The 15,845-nt window shown below is 44.2% G+C and carries 18 protein-coding genes; 11 read left to right on the top strand and 7 right to left on the bottom strand.

From position 1 onward, the window contains the following. A partial coding sequence (locus tag ACNPNW_RS03400; RefSeq protein WP_193890094.1) for an IS1 family transposase occupies nucleotides 1–277 on the top strand: 277 nt, incomplete at its 5' end. A gap of 314 nt (nucleotides 278–591) precedes the next feature. Here the strand turns inward: ACNPNW_RS03400 and ACNPNW_RS03395 are convergent. After that, nucleotides 592–1,713: a 5-(carboxyamino)imidazole ribonucleotide synthase gene (locus ACNPNW_RS03395; protein WP_004729017.1), complete on the bottom strand. Its 1,122-nt coding sequence runs from the start codon at nucleotides 1,711–1,713 to the stop codon at nucleotides 592–594. Between the two features lie 15 nt (nucleotides 1,714–1,728). Then, a complete protein-coding gene (gene purE / locus ACNPNW_RS03390) occupies nucleotides 1,729–2,241 on the bottom strand; it encodes a 5-(carboxyamino)imidazole ribonucleotide mutase (RefSeq protein WP_420937802.1) in 513 nt (170 codons plus the stop codon). 289 nt (nucleotides 2,242–2,530) lie between these two features. Here purE and ACNPNW_RS03385 point away from each other — a divergent pair, with 289 nt between their 5' ends. Then, the gene (locus ACNPNW_RS03385) at nucleotides 2,531–3,811 is read left to right on the top strand and encodes a DUF2254 domain-containing protein (RefSeq protein ID WP_448766525.1); all 1,281 of its coding nucleotides are present in this window, start codon (nucleotides 2,531–2,533) and stop codon (nucleotides 3,809–3,811) included. A gap of 6 nt (nucleotides 3,812–3,817) precedes the next feature. Here the strand turns inward: ACNPNW_RS03385 and ACNPNW_RS03380 are convergent, their stop codons facing one another. Continuing rightward, entirely contained in the window at nucleotides 3,818–4,159 is a 342-nt protein-coding gene (locus tag ACNPNW_RS03380) for a DMT family protein (protein WP_004729014.1), read from the bottom strand. A gap of 242 nt (nucleotides 4,160–4,401) precedes the next feature. Between ACNPNW_RS03380 and mpl the strand changes: the two genes are divergently transcribed. Continuing rightward, on the top strand, nucleotides 4,402–5,766 hold the full coding sequence (mpl, locus tag ACNPNW_RS03375) for a UDP-N-acetylmuramate:L-alanyl-gamma-D-glutamyl-meso-diaminopimelate ligase (RefSeq protein WP_448766524.1): 1,365 nt from the start codon (nucleotides 4,402–4,404) through the stop codon (nucleotides 5,764–5,766). A 359-nt stretch (nucleotides 5,767–6,125) separates the two neighbouring features. Further along, nucleotides 6,126–7,208, top strand: coding sequence for a zinc-dependent alcohol dehydrogenase family protein (locus ACNPNW_RS03370; RefSeq protein ID WP_448766523.1), 1,083 nt, complete (start codon nucleotides 6,126–6,128; stop codon nucleotides 7,206–7,208). A 62-nt stretch (nucleotides 7,209–7,270) separates the two neighbouring features. Here ACNPNW_RS03370 and ACNPNW_RS03365 read toward each other — a convergent pair whose 3' ends face one another. Continuing rightward, on the bottom strand, nucleotides 7,271–7,744 hold the full coding sequence (locus ACNPNW_RS03365; protein ID WP_004281912.1) for a BLUF domain-containing protein: 474 nt from the start codon (nucleotides 7,742–7,744) through the stop codon (nucleotides 7,271–7,273). A 196-nt stretch (nucleotides 7,745–7,940) separates the two neighbouring features. On the opposite strand from ACNPNW_RS03365, the gene ACNPNW_RS03360 reads away from it, so the two are divergent. After that, entirely contained in the window at nucleotides 7,941–8,288 is a 348-nt protein-coding gene (locus ACNPNW_RS03360) for a hypothetical protein (RefSeq protein WP_448766522.1), read from the top strand. Here ACNPNW_RS03360 and ACNPNW_RS03355 read toward each other — a convergent pair. Together ACNPNW_RS03355 and ACNPNW_RS03350 are read right to left on the bottom strand one after the other, a co-directional pair. Continuing rightward, nucleotides 8,281–8,571: a GNAT family N-acetyltransferase gene (locus ACNPNW_RS03355; protein ID WP_004647141.1), complete on the bottom strand. Its 291-nt coding sequence runs from the start codon at nucleotides 8,569–8,571 to the stop codon at nucleotides 8,281–8,283. The two genes, ACNPNW_RS03360 and ACNPNW_RS03355, sit on opposite strands and share 8 nt — an antisense overlap. 31 nt (nucleotides 8,572–8,602) lie before the next feature. Next, nucleotides 8,603–8,881 (bottom strand): GNAT family N-acetyltransferase, encoded by a 279-nt coding sequence (locus ACNPNW_RS03350; protein WP_448766526.1) that lies wholly within the window; start codon nucleotides 8,879–8,881, stop codon nucleotides 8,603–8,605. A gap of 155 nt (nucleotides 8,882–9,036) precedes the next feature. On the opposite strand from ACNPNW_RS03350, the gene ACNPNW_RS03345 reads away from it, so the two are divergent. Both ACNPNW_RS03345 and ACNPNW_RS03340 read left to right on the top strand, forming a co-directional pair. Further along, nucleotides 9,037–10,230, top strand: a complete 1,194-nt coding sequence (locus tag ACNPNW_RS03345) for a sugar transporter (RefSeq protein ID WP_312328748.1) — start codon at nucleotides 9,037–9,039, stop codon at nucleotides 10,228–10,230. A 331-nt stretch (nucleotides 10,231–10,561) separates the two neighbouring features. After that, nucleotides 10,562–11,527, top strand: coding sequence for a TerC family protein (locus ACNPNW_RS03340; protein ID WP_004647138.1), 966 nt, complete (start codon nucleotides 10,562–10,564; stop codon nucleotides 11,525–11,527). Between the two features lie 40 nt (nucleotides 11,528–11,567). Here the strand turns inward: ACNPNW_RS03340 and ACNPNW_RS03335 are convergent, their stop codons facing one another. Then, a complete protein-coding gene (locus ACNPNW_RS03335; RefSeq protein WP_004647137.1) occupies nucleotides 11,568–12,140 on the bottom strand; it encodes a nucleotidyltransferase family protein in 573 nt (190 codons plus the stop codon). A 99-nt stretch (nucleotides 12,141–12,239) separates the two neighbouring features. On the opposite strand from ACNPNW_RS03335, the gene guaD reads away from it, so the two are divergent. The 4 genes from guaD to ACNPNW_RS03315 all read left to right on the top strand — a co-directional run. After that, complete coding sequence (guaD, locus tag ACNPNW_RS03330; RefSeq protein ID WP_448766521.1) at nucleotides 12,240–13,568, top strand: guanine deaminase; 1,329 nt, start codon at nucleotides 12,240–12,242, stop codon at nucleotides 13,566–13,568. A gap of 224 nt (nucleotides 13,569–13,792) precedes the next feature. Then, nucleotides 13,793–14,320 carry a hypoxanthine phosphoribosyltransferase gene (gene hpt, locus ACNPNW_RS03325; protein ID WP_085064727.1) on the top strand — a complete coding sequence of 176 codons (528 nt, stop codon included), beginning with the start codon at nucleotides 13,793–13,795 and terminating at the stop codon, nucleotides 14,318–14,320. 172 nt (nucleotides 14,321–14,492) lie between these two features. Further along, complete coding sequence (locus ACNPNW_RS03320) at nucleotides 14,493–14,750, top strand: GlsB/YeaQ/YmgE family stress response membrane protein (RefSeq protein ID WP_004281926.1); 258 nt, start codon at nucleotides 14,493–14,495, stop codon at nucleotides 14,748–14,750. Between the two features lie 124 nt (nucleotides 14,751–14,874). After that, nucleotides 14,875–15,845 (top strand): IS4 family transposase (locus ACNPNW_RS03315; RefSeq protein ID WP_164543397.1); only part of this gene is annotated, 971 nt, incomplete at its 3' end.

Below are 15,845 nucleotides of genomic sequence, written 5' to 3'. Positions count from 1 at the left end.
AGCTACAGTCCAAAGGTTGAAGACAAAGCTTAAACAATTAGGTATTCACTACACCCGAATTGCAAGTGATCATTGGGACAGTTTCATCACTGCTTTTAAAAACTGCAAGCAAAGTATTGGTAAGTTTTTTACTGTAGGAATTGAAGGTAATAATTGCAAAATAAGGCATCGAATAAGGCGTGGTTTTAGAAGAAGTTGTAATTTCTCCAAAAAGCTTGAAAACCATTTTAAAGCCTTCGACTTAACCTTCTTTTACATCAATAATGGCTTCATTTAATGTCAGCATACTTTTTAAAACACCACCTAAATTTGAATTTGTTTTTATGAATTTAAATTCAAAACCACTTTCCAGTTTTAAATTCAAACTTTGATTTTAGGCTTATCCACAAATGAATATGACAAAATTCAGCGGTAAATAAGATTTTATTGAATTGGTATATTTATACTCAATTGATCAGTTTATAAGCAATTGATTTAAAAACTGATCCGACCAATGGCAGGCATTTTTAAAGAGGCGCAATCATGCCTGAAAGCAGACAAATAAAAAAGCGATCATCGAAGTGATCGCTTTTTTTATCAGCAAGTTAAAGCCTAGATGGTCATATCTTCGCTCAATGCCAATGGATTCGGTAAAATTTTCGCCAGTTGGCGGCAAAGCACAGACAATTGCGCGCTGTCATTTGGCATCAGGGTAATGTGACCAATCTTGCGGCCTTCGCGCTCTGACTTGTTGTAAAGATGCAAATGTGCACCTTCCAGAGCAAGTACATCTGCAGATTTCGGATGCTGACCAATGATGTTCACCAAGACAGTTGGGCGGATCACTTCAGTTGAACCTAAAGGTAAACCTGCCACGGCACGCACATGGTTTTCAAACTGCGAACATACTGCACCTTCAATCGACCAGTGACCCGAGTTATGCACACGTGGTGCCATCTCGTTGGCATATAGGCCATTGTCTGTCACAAACAGCTCAAGGGTCAGCACACCGACATAGTTCAAGTGATTCAGCAGACGAGTGATGTAATCTTGCGCCACCGGCTGCAAATCTGCACTGTTCGGTGCCGGCACAATCGAGTGCGACAGAATGCCGTTATGATGATGATTTTCCGCCAATGGCCAGGTTTTAACATCACCATCTTGGCCGCGTACTGCAATGATTGAAACTTCACGCGAGAAAGTCACGAAACTTTCAGCAATCAGTTCACCCGCAGGGCCCAATTCTGCCCAGGCCTGATCCATCTGATCGGCCGAACGTAAAACAAATTGACCTTTGCCATCATAACCGCCACGCGAAGTTTTCAGTACGATCGGCAAGCCCAGTTCAGCTACAGCAGCCTGTAAGCTTTCCAGTGAAGTGACCGCTTTGTACGGTGCAACCGGAATAGCCAGTTCATCAAACAAGGCTTTTTCAGACAGACGATGCTGGGCAATCGCCAAAGCCTGACGCGGCGGATGCAGTTGCTTGCTTTGCGTCAGTACATCAACATCTGCAAGTGGCGTATTTTCAAACTCAAGGCTAAATACATCTGCACTGTTAATAAAGTCTTGCAGACCATTTTCAGCTTGGCTCGAAATCACCGGACCCAAAGCAGCAGAAGGACAGTCTGTGCTGGCTTCAAAAAATGTACATTGAATATTTAATGGAAGTGCCGCTTGCGCCATCATACGACCCAGCTGACCGCCACCAAAAATACCGATGGTTTTATCCATAATCTGTATCTCGACTTAAGCCTGGCCTGGAATATTGTTACTTGCGACTTTATCTGTTTGCGCTACACGGAAATCTGCAACATTTTTTGCGATCTCTGGACGCGTCAAACCCAGAATTTGCGCCGCCATAATGGCAGCATTGGTTGCACCGGCAGGACCGATGGCCAAGGTACCGACTGCAATACCGGCTGGCATTTGCACAATAGACAGCAATGAATCAACACCGTTTAAAATCGAAGATTTCACAGGTACACCCAAAACTGGCAGATCAGTTTTCGCCGCACACATCCCCGGTAAATGCGCTGCGCCACCTGCACCAGCAATAATTACCTGAATACCACGATCACGCGCTTGTTCAGCATATTCAAACAGGCGGTCTGGAGTACGATGTGCAGAAACAACTTCGGCTTCAAATGGGACACCAAGCTGCTTGAGCATATTGGCAGTGTGTTCGAGAGTTGCCCAATCTGATTGAGAACCCATGATAATACCTACGAGAGGAGTATCTTGTGCAGCAGCCGCATTCATTGCAAATTTTCCAGAGATTAAAGTGAGAAAAGATAAATCTCGACGAGAGAGCCAAGCTTGAATAGGAGTACTCATTATAGACTGAAATTGATTTGGTCTAAAGTTCAGCTCAACAATTAAGAATTAAAATTATCTGTTTGGAAAATAGTCGAAAATAAAAAGATAATTTTGCGGCTAAAAATACAAAAATAGGACATACATCACATTAAAAAAAGTATAACTATCAAGATAAAACTTTTTTGCAATGAATAACTTAATACTAAAACCTATACATTGGCAGGGCATTTTTATGTGGTACAAACTAAAAATCTGGCTACAGAACCCCTCAGAAAACTTATGGCTGATGCCGGCCCTTGGCGCCCTCTTTGCGACCTTTTTCTCGCTGTTTGCAATCGCCAGTCGCTATTTCATCCCGACCAGCACTGTTCCCAATATCAGTATTGAAACCCTGAGCAGCCTGCTAGATATTATTGCTTCCAGCATGCTGGCAGTCACCACTTTTTCCCTGTCGATTATGGTCGCAGCCTTTGCGTCTGCCTCATCCAGCGGGACACCACGTGCCTATCAGCTGATGATGAGTGATGACAATACCCGCCTTGCTATCAGCAGTTTTATCTCGGCTTTTATTTATGCTGTAATTGCCAAGATTGCGCTCGGGCTTGGCTATTATGGTCCTGCAGGTAGATTTGTACTGTTTATCAGTACCATTTTGGTATTGATGTACCTGATTTATATCCTGATTCGCTGGGTACACACCCTGTCGCAACTGGGCAACCTCACCACCACCATTCACAAAATTGAAGTCGCTGCTTCTACGGCCTTGGCGGAGTTTCGACATCAGCCGAATTTTGGTGCCACCGGACAACGTCCAGAGCAAGCAGCTGCCTTTCATGTTTTTAGTACCCAGACCGGCTATTTCACCAATTTTAATAGTGAAGGACTGGAGCAACTGGCCGTCAGCCAACAGCTGCATATCCATCTTCCCCAGCTACCCGGAAAATTTCTGGATCCGATGACGGCACTGGCAGAGGTATATAGCGACCGCGCTTTCAGCCCGGAACAGCAGCAGGAGATCCGAAACTCCATTTTGAATCATGTAATCATTGAAACCAATCGCAGCTTTTTACAGGACCCGCGTTTTGGTGTGGTGGTGATGAGCGAAGTGGGGCAGAAAGCGATGTCTCCCGCAGTGAACGATGTTGGATCAGCGATTAATGCCGTTGATGCCTTAACCCGAATCCTGATTGACAGCAAGGCCGCTGAAGATTTACCGGAGCGGGATTGTCCGCATATCAGTGTGGATATCTTTGATCTCGGGGATTTGATTTACAGTAGTTTTGCACCAATGGCCCGAGATTGTGTGGGTTGTATTGAATTCAATCAGAGAATATTGAAATGTTTAGCGATGATTCAACATAATGTACCCGAACCTGAACTAAAACAGGCTGCAGAAATAATGGCGATTGAATTAATCCAACGCTGCCTGAATAAACTGGAATTTGAACCGGATCGGCAGAAATTACTTTCTGAATTTAGAAGCCATTTCCCCCTGATTCAGCTGAGCCATTAGATCAAGTTAAGGGGTACGGAAGACAAAATAGACACATCCACACAGACATAAAGCGGCCCAGAGATAATCCAGTTTAAAGGGCTGTTTAAACATAAAAATCATAAAAGGAACAAAGACTAGTAAGGTCACGACTTCCTGGGTGATTTTCATTTGACCGACTGCCAGGCCTTGCTGCGCCAGTAATTTGGTCGCTGGAATCATCAGGCTATATTCAAACAGGGCAATGGCCCAGCTGAACAAAATCGCTTGCCAGAGCGGTGCATCATGCGGCAAAAATTTTAAATGCCCATACCAGGCCAGGGTCATAAAACAGTTGGCAATTACCAGAAGAAATAAAGCCGGCAGCATTTGCATGCACTCTGCAAAAAAGTCGAACTTATTTTACGGTTTATTTGGCGAAAAGATATTGCATCGCTTTGAAATTTTCTTTGAATTTATCCGTGAAACAGGATTTAAAAAATCCCACAACAAGGCCAGAATTTTCACTATCTTTTCAGCTAAAGCCTTGCTATCGTTGCTTGCAAATTGAATAAATCATGACAACAGCACCAATATAAAGTGATGGGTCAGACAGGAACGGAGTAAAGTAGATGCATCTGCATATTTTGGGTATTTGTGGCACCTTTATGGGCTCGTTAGCGCTACTTGCACGCGATCTGGGCCACCAGGTAACAGGTTCAGACCTGAATGTGTATCCACCCATGTCGACCCAACTTGAAAATGCGGGCATCACTTTAATACAGGGTTATGACCGCAGTCATTTACAGCCTCATCCGGATCTGGTAATCGTCGGCAATGCCATGAAGCGTGGTATTGATGCAGTCGAATATATGCTGAATGCAGGTCTGCCTTATATTTCAGGTCCGCAGTTCCTGGCTGATCATGTTCTGCAAGGTAAACACGTGCTGGGTGTCGCCGGAACACATGGTAAAACCACGACCACCACGATGCTGGCTTGGGTACTGGATCAAGCCGGTCTGGAGCCAGGTTTTCTGATTGGCGGTGTGCCATTGGGCTTTTCGGAAAGTGCGCGTCTCGGTGGTGGGAAATATTTCTGTGTCGAAGCCGATGAATATGATTCCGCTTTCTTCGACAAGCGTTCCAAGTTCGTGCATTACCATCCAAAAACAGCAATTTTAAATAACCTGGAATTTGACCATGCCGATATCTTTGATGATCTGGCAGCGATTCAAAAGCAGTTCCATCATTTAGTTCGTACCATTCCAAGTGAAGGCCGGATTATCGCGCCGATTACTGAAAGCAATATTGATGAAGTGCTGGAGCAGGGCTGCTGGACACCTGTAGTGCGCACCAGTCTGGATGCCAACGCAAAATCTGAACTTTATGCCGAACAATTGTCAGCAGATGGTTCACATTTCAAAGTCCTGCAACAGGGCGTTGTCAAAGGCGAAGTACAGTGGAATATGACCGGGCAGCATTCGGTGGCCAATGCCTTGGCCACCATTGCCGCTGCTGAACATGTTGGCGTATCAATTGAAACCGCCTGTGAAGCGCTGTCGAATTTTGGTGGGGTGAAACGCCGTATGGAACTGTTAGGCACTGTTCGTGGTATCGAGGTTTATGATGACTTCGCCCATCATCCGACAGCGATTGATACGACCTTAGAAGGTGCGCGCAAACGTCTGGGTGAACGCAAACTCTGGGCAATTATTGAACCGCGCTCCAATACCATGCGCATGGGTAGTCATAAAGATGGCTTGGCTCATTCAGCACGTCTGGCCGATGAAGTGATCTGGTATCAACCGGAAGGACTGGACTGGGATCTGCAACCGGTCATTGAGGCTGCGCCAAACAAGGCCAAAGTTGCACGCACACTGGATGACATCATTCAGACTGTGGTGGCAGAAGCAGGCGAGGGCGATGCCGTAGTAATTATGTCGAATGGCGGTTTTGGCGGTTTGCATCAGAAGCTGATCACTGTTTTACAAGCATAAAACAGATTTAAGTGAAGTGAAGAAGCCCGCCTAGCGGGCTTTTTTTTAGCGTATTAAAACGTTGATTGAGAAAAAGTGAAGGACTGTTCTGATCCTGCAATCCTATGATTTAAATATTAACCCAAAGAGCAGATTTATCTCTGAACTATCCTTGATGATTTTTTGTTGCAATCTGTACACAAGACTCATTGCAGCACCCTATCACTCAAGGCACAATCGGGAAGAACACAGGTATTTATAGGCCTGAAAGCCAGATCATGAATCAGCCCATCGCTGTCACTGTATAAAAGCAATCGAGGCGTTCATTATTCTCGCTGAGTCAGGTCATTCTCATTCCTCACTCCATTAGGAGATGTGTCATGACAACGATGAAAGCGATGGTCTATTACGGCGCAAATGATATCCGCTTTGAAGACCGTCCAGTTCCCACCATTTTGCATCCCGGCGATGCCATCATTAAACTCGAAAAAGTCACCATCTGTGGTACCGACTTGGGTATCTGGAAAGGTAAAAACCCGGAAATTGAGCAGGAGGCCACACGAAAAGAGGGCAGCTTTAACGGGCGTATTTTAGGTCACGAAGGCATTGGTATTGTGGAAGAAGTCGGTTCCGCCGTGCAGAACTTCAAAAAGGGCGACCGGGTGATTATTTCCTGTGTCAGCCGCTGCGGAACCTGTGAAAACTGCCAGAAACAGCTGTATGCACATTGCCGCAATGAAGGCGGCTGGATCATGGGTTATATGATTGACGGCACCCATGCCGAATATGTACGTACGCCCTTTGCCGATACCTCACTCTATCATTTACCCGAAGGCCTGAATCAAGATGTGGCCGTATTCCTTTCAGATATCCTGCCAACTTCACATGAAATTGGCGTGCAATATGGCGATGTCAAACCGGGCGACAATGTGGCGATTGTCGGAGCAGGACCAATCGGCATGAGCTGTCTGCTCACCGCACAGTTCTATTCACCTGCCAATATTATTATGGTGGATATGGATGATAACCGGCTGGAATTTGCCAAGACTGTCGGCGCAACACATACCATCAACTCTGCTAAAGAAGATGCCATTCAAAAGATCCTAGAGATTACCGATGGACGCGGGGTTGACTGTGCCATTGAAGCAGTAGGGGTAGAACCCACCTGGAATATTTGCCAGCATGTCGTGAAAGAGGGCGGGCATATTGCCAACGTCGGCGTGCATGGTAAACCGGTAAGTTTTGAACTGAACAAACTCTGGATTAAAAACCTGACCATCACCACCGGTCTGGTGAATGCCAATACCACAGGCATGCTGCTGAAAACCTGCTGTTCCGGCAAATTGCCCCTAGAAAAACTGGCGACCCATCATTTTAAATTTTCCGATTTTGAAAAAGCCTATGATGTCTTTAAACATGCCTCTGATGAAAAGGCCTTAAAAGTCATGATTGACATGACCTAATCCACATCAGACAAAAAAGTCCGCCATGCGGACTTTTTTATTTTCAGCTTTGATCCATCAGATCAAAAATAGGGGACATAACCACGCTGCTTATAACCTTTTGGCGATGCCAGACTGGCCTGATTTTCTTCCAGGCGATACAGTACTTTGAGGAATTCGGCAATTCCTGACTGCTGTAAGGCATGCGGATCAAATTGCTTCAAACCTAAACGTGAAAATAAAGAAGAAATTTCACTGTGTTTATGCACATATTTCATTGACCATTCCGAGAAATGGGAATGCTCTACCATCGCATCTGCAAAACGCAAGATATTGTGATGGCGGGGATCCCGACAAATGCTCTGAAATAAACTTTCCACTACTTCAGCCTGACCTTCAAGGCACTGGAAAAATTTGCCATGGGAATAATACAACACCCCATGAATCTGATGCTGAAGATTGAACTTCCGGGCAGTGGCCAAAATATCACTCAAATCTTGTAACAACTCTTGTTCAGATTCTATGCGTTCACTGGCATAGCAAAGCTGTAGCATCATGCCATCTCACTAGAGGGAAGAATTAAAACCACAATTTAATCAATAATTTTAAATTAAGTCGACCATTTTTTAAGCAAATATCCGTTTTTGCTTACACGGTTTTCAGTTTGCATTTCTGGACTAAACTTTTAACAATAGTGCCTAAATTATTAAACGAATATTTTCATACACCTACCATGAACATGAGGATCACTTGATGTTAAAAGATCTGATTTTAACCCTCGCCTTGTTATGTATGTGTTTTATCCTGATCATCACTTTAAATGACTGGCAATTCAGCGCTCAAACCAATCTGCTGATCAGTTCAATTTTTATTAGCTGGACGATCTTGAAATTTGTTGGGCATCGTATTTATTTTCATGCCAGTTACCTGCTGATTATGGCAATTTTAGTGATGCTGCAACAGTTTGAAGAAATTTTCTGGGCGATGACCGGGGTGATGGCAGGTTTCGGTTTATATACCCTGTTACAGGTTATATTGATTCCTGCCTTGAAAGAAAGATTGCATTTATCTTTCGGGAAATCCCCTTGGATGGTTAAATAGTCGTTGCCGCGACATCTGCCAGACTACGGTCACGTTTAAACATGACATCCACATAGGAACATTGCGGGATGATGGTTAAACTTTTTTCACGGGCAAAATCGACCAGTACATCCAGCATTTTTCGGGCAATACCTTGGCCACGCAAGGAATCATCGACCCAGGTATGATCGGCAATGATGACGGCATCGCCCCGCCATTGATAAGTGATCTCGGCCAGGCGGCGTCCTTGATCTTCCATAAAAAATACACCACCGCGTTTTGAATCTTGATATTTGATTTCCATACGAATCTAAACCTTTGTTGTCATTTTTAAATTATAAAACATCATTAAAGCGAGGCTCTCGCTCGAACACAGATTTGGCAAAAGAGCATTTTGGAATAATCCTGATGCCGTGTTCATGGGCAAAATTCACAGCGGTCTCGACCAGATAATACCCGACGTGCTGTCCGCGTAGGCTGTCATCGACCCAAGTGTGTTCAATCACTAATTGATCTTCATTTACTCTGGAATAACTCATTTCTGCCAGACGTTTTTCATTTGGCTCTACAAACCATAAACCTCCAGTGCCCTGTTGCTGATGCTCGATCAACATGCCGATCCTCTCCTTGTTTTTAAGCCAGACTGACATATTTTTCCCTGCTCTATTGTTAGATTTCTTTTAAAGGATTGTGAATCTGTCCTTCTGACCAATACCGCATTTTGCTCAACAGGTTTAAACTGCCGGCCGGTTCTTTTTATCAGATATGTATGTCCAGCTCTTCTTCCACCTCCTCGGTGACACGTCAATGGGTCTGTGTGATTGCTTTAGCCTCTGCTGCCTTTATTTTCAATACCACCGAATTTATCCCGGTGGCGCTATTAAGTGATATTGGCGCAAGTTTTTCCATGTCACCCACTCAGGTCGGGTGGATGCTGACGATTTATGCCTGGGTCGTGGCGCTGCTTTCTTTGCCAATGATGTTACTGACCAAAAATATTGAACGGCGCTTTCTGCTGATGGTTTTATTTGCGGTGTTTATTTTCAGTCATGTGCTGTCCTATTTTGCCTGGAGCTTTAGCATTCTGGTGTTGAGCCGGATTGGTATTGCCGTGGCGCATGCACTGTTCTGGTCAATTACGGCATCGCTTGCTGTGCGGGTTGCGCCAAAGGGCAAAGAGTTTCAGGCACTGGGCTTATTGGCTACCGGTACCGCCATGGCGATGGTCTTGGGAATTCCCTTTGGCCGGATGATCGGGGAGGCCTATGGCTGGCGCAATAGTTTTGCCTTGATCGCAGTTGTGGCAAGCGTGGTCTGCGTACTGCTGGCCAAAACCTTGCCTTTATTGCCAAGTGTTAATTCAGGTTCACTCAGCAGTTTAAAAAGCTTGCTAAAACGTCCCAGCCTGATGCTGGTCTTTGCGCTTACCGTGCTTGTGATTAGTGCGCAATTTACCGCCTATAGTTATATTGAACCCTTTGCGCTGAATATTGCGCAATTCAGCTCTGCACAGACCACCAGCTTATTGCTGATTTATGGCGGTGCGGGCCTGATCGGGTCTTATGTATTTGGCCGCTTTGCACCGCATTTTCCCCGACTCACCATTCCGCTATTTACACTCGGGCTAGGGATCTCGCTGCTGTTATTGCTGCCCCTGTCTCAGGGTGTAATTCAGCTCAATAGCCTAGCGTTAATCTGGGGCATCAGCATTATTGGGTTTAGTCTGGCCCTACAAGCCAAGACCTTAAATCTGGCTTCCGATGCGACTGATGTCGCCATGGCGATTTTTTCAGGTTTGTACAATGTCGGGATTGGCGGCGGTGCCTTACTCGGCGGTCTGGTAACGGCACATATCGGATTACATAGTATTGGCTGGGTAGGAGCCATCTTGGCTAGCCTAGGTTTTCTGATCAGCTTATATCTGATTCAGCGTCCGGATTTCTTAGGTAAGAAAGCACCTTGAAGCATGATTTTTGTAAATGAAATTGTAGTCTTAGCAAAAATCTGTCATGCTTGCTGCACATTGAGCTACCGCTCAAACAAAATTTAGTTTGAACAAGGGGAGTAGCCTCCTCCAAGCGTTTAAGAATGAAATTTCAATTTTTAAACGTGTCAGAATATCGTCATTACACTTTGCAAAAAGTCGGTATCTGAGCATCTTGAAGTCACACTTTATATAAAAAAGTGAAACAGTAAGATGTAGGCAAGACCTTGATCATGTTGTTATAGATGTTTTTCATCTGGCAACTGGTCAAGGTTTTTTTATGGCCAGTCGTCCGATGTGGAGAATTCACATGGAAACCATTGGTACACTCTGGCTGTATCTCGTCTTTTTCGCGATTGTCGCAGTCATGCTGGTAATCGATTTTGTCGGCTTTAAGCATCAGCATGGTCAGGAAGTTAAAGTCCGTACTGCTGCATACTGGAGTATTGCCTGGGTCAGTGTCGCGACTTTATTTGGTGGCGGCTTATGGCTGTATCTGGAACAGACCGCAGGCACGGCAATTGCCAATGCCAAGGTCATGGAATACTTTGCCGGTTATCTGCTGGAAAAATCCCTGGCGATTGATAACGTCTTTGTTTGGCTGATGATCTTCGCGGCCTTTGCCATTCCACCCGCACTGCAACGTAAACTGCTGTTATATGGCGTACTGGGTGCGATTGTACTCAGAACCATCTTTATTTTTATTGGCGCCTGGTTTGTACAGGAATTCTCTTGGATTCTGTATATCTTCGGTGCGTTCCTGGTGTATACCGGCTTCAAATTCCTTCGTGGTCAGCATGAAGAAGACAGCAATATTGAAGATATGGCGATTCTGAAATGGCTACGTAAACATATGCGTATTACCCCGCAACTTCAGGGCGACAAATTCTTTGTCCGTCAGAATGGTTTGCTCTGGGCAACGCCGTTGTTCTTGGTCCTGATCCTGGTTGAAGCCTCTGATGTGATCTTTGCCGTCGATTCTATTCCAGCTATTTTTGCCGTCACCACCGATCCCTTTATTGTCCTTACCGCAAACCTGATGGCGATTTTAGGCCTACGCGCGATGTTCTTCCTGCTCTCGGGCGCAGCCTCAAAAATGCATTATCTGCCTTATGGTCTCGGGATCATTCTGGTCTTTATCGGCTTTAAAATGCTGATGCTGGATGTGTTCCATATGCCGATCTGGATTTCTTTGAGCTTTATTGTGATTGTCCTGACTGTGACCGCGATCTTGTCGATTCGTCATAGCAAGAAATATAACGAAACCACCCTGTAAAAAGTAATCATCAAAAAAGCCTGCATCAGCAGGCTTTTTTTTATTGTTCTATCAGGGATAATTTGGGCCATTTTTGTAAAAACTGTTTGCTCAGCATGCGTTGCTCAAACACGGCATAACTGACTAAATTCGGATTCCAACGCAGCTTTAACTCAAATAAATCTGCTAAACCGAAAGGAGCGATCAACTCCAATTCATCATCTTTCAGACGCAGTGCCAAGGCCGTGACAGTTTCTGGCCATAATGACAGCGCATGACTAATTGAAGTTAAAGGCTCAATATTTTCATTTTGATCGGTACGATACCACTCATGTACAAAGGCTTGATTAGTCACATCCCAACGGATATCTGGAAAATACTCTTTTAACCGATCTGCAAGTTGCTGTTCTATAACGCGAGCCTGCTCATTTTCATCATAGAAAATCACATCGACCTCAGTATGATTTATTTCATATTCCCATCCATGTAAATGCGCCCAGATCACATGACGTAACACACCCGCTGCGACATAAGCGTCAGAGTGTAATTGTGCTAACTGATGCAAGATGCGCATTAATGTCGGCTGCGCACGTACGATCTGTTGAAATTGATCATAATAATTGGATGGGGTCATAGAAGAATCTGGATCACTATTTAAATATGAATGTTCATACAAACATGGCAATTTTTTCAGCTACAATCAATCGAAAAAATCAAAAAGCGTAGGTTTAAAATGTCTTCTGTAATTGCAACGACAGCGATCCGTGGTCGCTTCCTCGACATTCAGAATACAGTTGCCCAAGCACGTGATATACACGACCAAGTGCGATATGTAGAAGATGGTTTAGTCATCATTCACGAAGGTAAAATCCAGTGGTTTGGTCCTTGGCAAGAAGGGCAGTCACGACTTCCTACCAATGCTGAATTACAGCACTATCCAGATCAACTGATTGTTCCCGGGTTTATCGACACCCATATTCATTTCCCACAAACCGAAATGGTCGGGGCTTATGGTGAACAACTGCTGGAATGGTTAAATACCTATACATTCCCCACTGAAATCCAGTTCCAAGATGCATCCTACAGCGAAAAAATTGCCGAATTTTTCGTGCAGGAATTGCTTAAAAACGGCACCACCACTGCACTGGTCTTTTGTACCGTTCATCCTGAATCCGTAGATGCTTTATTTAATGCCGCAACCACACGCAATATGCGTCTGATTGCGGGTAAAGTCCTGATGGACCGTCATGCACCGGAAGCGCTGACGGATACAGCAGAAACGGCTTATATTGACTCTAAAACGCTGATTAAAAAATGGCACGGACAGGGGCGGAACCTGTATGCGATTACTCCACGCTTTGCACCAACCTCAACACCTGAACAACTACAAAAAGCCGGACAGCTCAAAGCCGAATATCCGGATGTCTATGTACATACCCATTTAAGTGAAAATAAAAATGAAATTGCTTGGGTAAAAGAACTCTTTCCTGAACGTGAAGGTTATCTGGATGTGTATCATCATTATGGTTTAACCGGCAGCAAATCCGTTTTCGCGCATTGCGTGCATCTGGAAGATGAGGAGTGGGATTGTATGCATCAGACCGACTCAGCCATTGCTTTCTGTCCGACCTCAAATCTATTCCTGGGTAGTGGCTTATTTCCCCTGAAAAAGACCTGGGACAAAGGGGTAAAAGTCGGCTTAGGCACAGACATTGGAGCAGGAACATCATTTAATCAGCTGCAAACCCTGAATGAAGCCTATAAGGTGCAACAGTTGCAGGGTGAAAAACTTTCTGCCTTTGAAGCCTTATATCATGCCACTTTAGGCGGTGCCAAAGCCTTGAGTCTAGATGATCGCCTGGGGAACTTTAATATTGGCAAAGAAGCCGACTTTGTGGTGCTGAATCTCAATACCACTGCCTTACAGCAGTTACGCCAGAGCAAAGCTAAAAATATTGAAGATGCATTTTTTGCACTGACCATGCTTGGCGATGACCGTAATATTGCAGCCACCTATGTCTATGGAGTAGCCGTCTATGTCAAAGCAGCAGCCAGTGAATAAAGCGACAAAACCCCGCCATCGTCAATACTTGCTCCTGTCTGCAATGGCGCTGGGCTGTGTTTTTTTACTGAAACGCGATTCAGCCGCGGCTAAAAAATGATTACATTTACAGCCAGCAAAACAGGTGCATCTCTGCTAGGGATGTATTAAAATTGCGACGTATTCAGGTGTTGCAGGTCAACACCTTTTTTATTTTGCTATTTTTACTTTTTAGGTATCTACCCATGACCGTCCAAATGAGCGTAATGATTTCCGCTGAAGAAATTCAAGCTAAAGTCAAAGAGCTTGGTGCTCAAATCAATGCACACTATGCCAATAGTGACAAAGAACTTGTGCTCATCGGTTTATTACGTGGTTCAGTGATTTTTATGGCTGATTTATGTCGTGTGATTTCAAAACCGCATGAATTGGATTTCATGACTGTGTCCAGTTATAGCGGTGGCACGGTATCGTCACGTGATGTAAAAATCCTGAAAGATTTAGACGGTGAAATCCGTGGTAAAGATGTGTTAGTCGTTGAAGATATTATTGATTCAGGCAACACTTTAAGCAAGGTACTTGAAATCCTGCAAACCCGTGAACCCAATTCGATTCAACTGTGTACTTTGGTAAGTAAACCATCGCGTCGTGAAATCGATTTGAAGGTCGAATTTATGGGCTTTGAGGTTGAAGATAAATTTATCGTGGGTTATGGCTTAGACTATGACCAGAAGTACCGTCACCTGCCATTTATTGGTGAAATCGGTCTTTAAAATCAGGTTAAAAAAAGTGGCATAAGCCACTTTTTTTATACTTCAAATAGAGAGAAAACCGGGAACAAAAAATAACATCTCGTTTCAGGATTCAACTTTTTATGATCCTGACTTTGTTTCAAGATGATTAAACAGATGTGAAAACAAAGACATGATAAGAAGGAGTATGCATATGTGGACAATTATTGTAGCGATCGTTATTGGTTTTGTAGCAGGTCTGATTGCACGTGCCATTCATCCGGGTAATGATAAGGCAGGTTTTATCATGACCACCTTACTGGGTATTGCCGGCTCCTTATTGGCGACTTTTGGTGGGCGTATGCTCGGTCTGTATTCAGCAGATTCCGCAGCAGGTCTGATTGCTTCCGTGATTGGTGCTGTGATTATTCTGTTTATTTATAATATGGTGACCAAACGCCGCACGGTCTAAATCAATCTGATTTTGACTGAATCACCTTAATAAAAAAGCACCCAATGAGGTAATGCCAGTCAGTTAAGCAGACATTAGAAAAATGTAGTAAAAATGAGTGTATGCCAATACGCTCATTTTTTTTATGACTTTATCTGAAAATTTAGATTGCACCCTTCAACATTCTTTGCCTTCACTCAGCCATTTCAGTGAACTCATTGATTTAAACTGGATTAAAGAAAGCCTACATCAAACAGGTAAGGCTTCTATCAGGAGAAGAAAATTACCTGCCGAACATGTGGTATGGCTGGTAATTGGGCTTGCCCTATTTCGAGATCAACCGATCGGGTATGTCGTAGAGCAACTAAAACTTGTGTTTGGTACAACAGAATATTGTGTCCCCAGTGCAGCAGTGCAAGCACGACAACGTTTAGGACGAGAGCCCTTGAATACCTTGTTTTCTCTACTCAGCCAAGCCTGGTTTGAAGAATCCCAACAGCAATACTCAAACTTTCATGGCCTTAGTGTATGTGCTGTTGACGGGGTGGTTTGGTCTATGCCTTATACAGACGAGAATTTTGAACACTTTGGCTCATCTAAGGGTAAAACCGCTGCAGCCCCTTATCCACAAGTGAGAGCAACCTGCCTGGTAAATACCAGCACCCATGAAATCATTGATGCCCAAATAGGTAGCATGGATCAGGGTGAACTTACACTGGCAAATCGATTATGTCCTCCATCGCATAGTATTACCTTGTTTGATCGAGCCTATTTCTCTGCTGATTTCTTGATTGACTGGCAAACACGAGTAGAAGCCAGTCATTGGTTAATGAGAGCAAAAGATAATTTACGCTATGAGATCATTAAACGTAATTCCCCGCATGACTTTCAAATCAAAATGCCTCTTTCAGCTAGAGCCAGGAAGCTAAATCCATCATTAGGAGAATATTGGGAAGCGCGTTTGATTGAAGTTGAGCAGGCAGGGAAAATTAGACGTTATATCACTTCATTAATGGATTCAAAGGCATATCCACTGATAGGCTTGGCGAAGCTTTATGCCCAGCGCTGGGAAATAGAAATGTGTTACCGAGAAATCAAAAGTGATTTACAGGAAGG

The sequence above is a fragment of the Acinetobacter endophylla genome (assembly GCF_053543775.1).
Note: the sequence above shows the minus strand (reverse complement) of the source record. Positions and strands in the feature narration are given on the sequence as shown.

Coding starts and splice junctions, on each gene's coding strand:
- ACNPNW_RS03395 (WP_004729017.1), bottom strand. CDS start 1,713: ATGGATAAAACCATCGGTATTTTTGGTGGCGGTCAGCTGGGTCGTATG.
- purE (WP_420937802.1), bottom strand. CDS start 2,241: ATGAATGCGGCTGCTGCACAAGATACTCCTCTCGTAGGTATTATCATG.
- ACNPNW_RS03385 (WP_448766525.1), top strand. CDS start 2,531: ATGTGGTACAAACTAAAAATCTGGCTACAGAACCCCTCAGAAAACTTA.
- ACNPNW_RS03380 (WP_004729014.1), bottom strand. CDS start 4,159: ATGCTGCCGGCTTTATTTCTTCTGGTAATTGCCAACTGTTTTATGACC.
- mpl (WP_448766524.1), top strand. CDS start 4,402: ATGCATCTGCATATTTTGGGTATTTGTGGCACCTTTATGGGCTCGTTA.
- ACNPNW_RS03370 (WP_448766523.1), top strand. CDS start 6,126: ATGACAACGATGAAAGCGATGGTCTATTACGGCGCAAATGATATCCGC.
- ACNPNW_RS03365 (WP_004281912.1), bottom strand. CDS start 7,744: ATGATGCTACAGCTTTGCTATGCCAGTGAACGCATAGAATCTGAACAA.
- ACNPNW_RS03360 (WP_448766522.1), top strand. CDS start 7,941: ATGTTAAAAGATCTGATTTTAACCCTCGCCTTGTTATGTATGTGTTTT.
- ACNPNW_RS03355 (WP_004647141.1), bottom strand. CDS start 8,571: ATGGAAATCAAATATCAAGATTCAAAACGCGGTGGTGTATTTTTTATG.
- ACNPNW_RS03350 (WP_448766526.1), bottom strand. CDS start 8,881: ATGTTGATCGAGCATCAGCAACAGGGCACTGGAGGTTTATGGTTTGTA.
- ACNPNW_RS03345 (WP_312328748.1), top strand. CDS start 9,037: ATGTCCAGCTCTTCTTCCACCTCCTCGGTGACACGTCAATGGGTCTGT.
- ACNPNW_RS03340 (WP_004647138.1), top strand. CDS start 10,562: ATGGAAACCATTGGTACACTCTGGCTGTATCTCGTCTTTTTCGCGATT.
- ACNPNW_RS03335 (WP_004647137.1), bottom strand. CDS start 12,140: ATGACCCCATCCAATTATTATGATCAATTTCAACAGATCGTACGTGCG.
- guaD (WP_448766521.1), top strand. CDS start 12,240: ATGTCTTCTGTAATTGCAACGACAGCGATCCGTGGTCGCTTCCTCGAC.
- hpt (WP_085064727.1), top strand. CDS start 13,793: ATGACCGTCCAAATGAGCGTAATGATTTCCGCTGAAGAAATTCAAGCT.
- ACNPNW_RS03320 (WP_004281926.1), top strand. CDS start 14,493: ATGTGGACAATTATTGTAGCGATCGTTATTGGTTTTGTAGCAGGTCTG.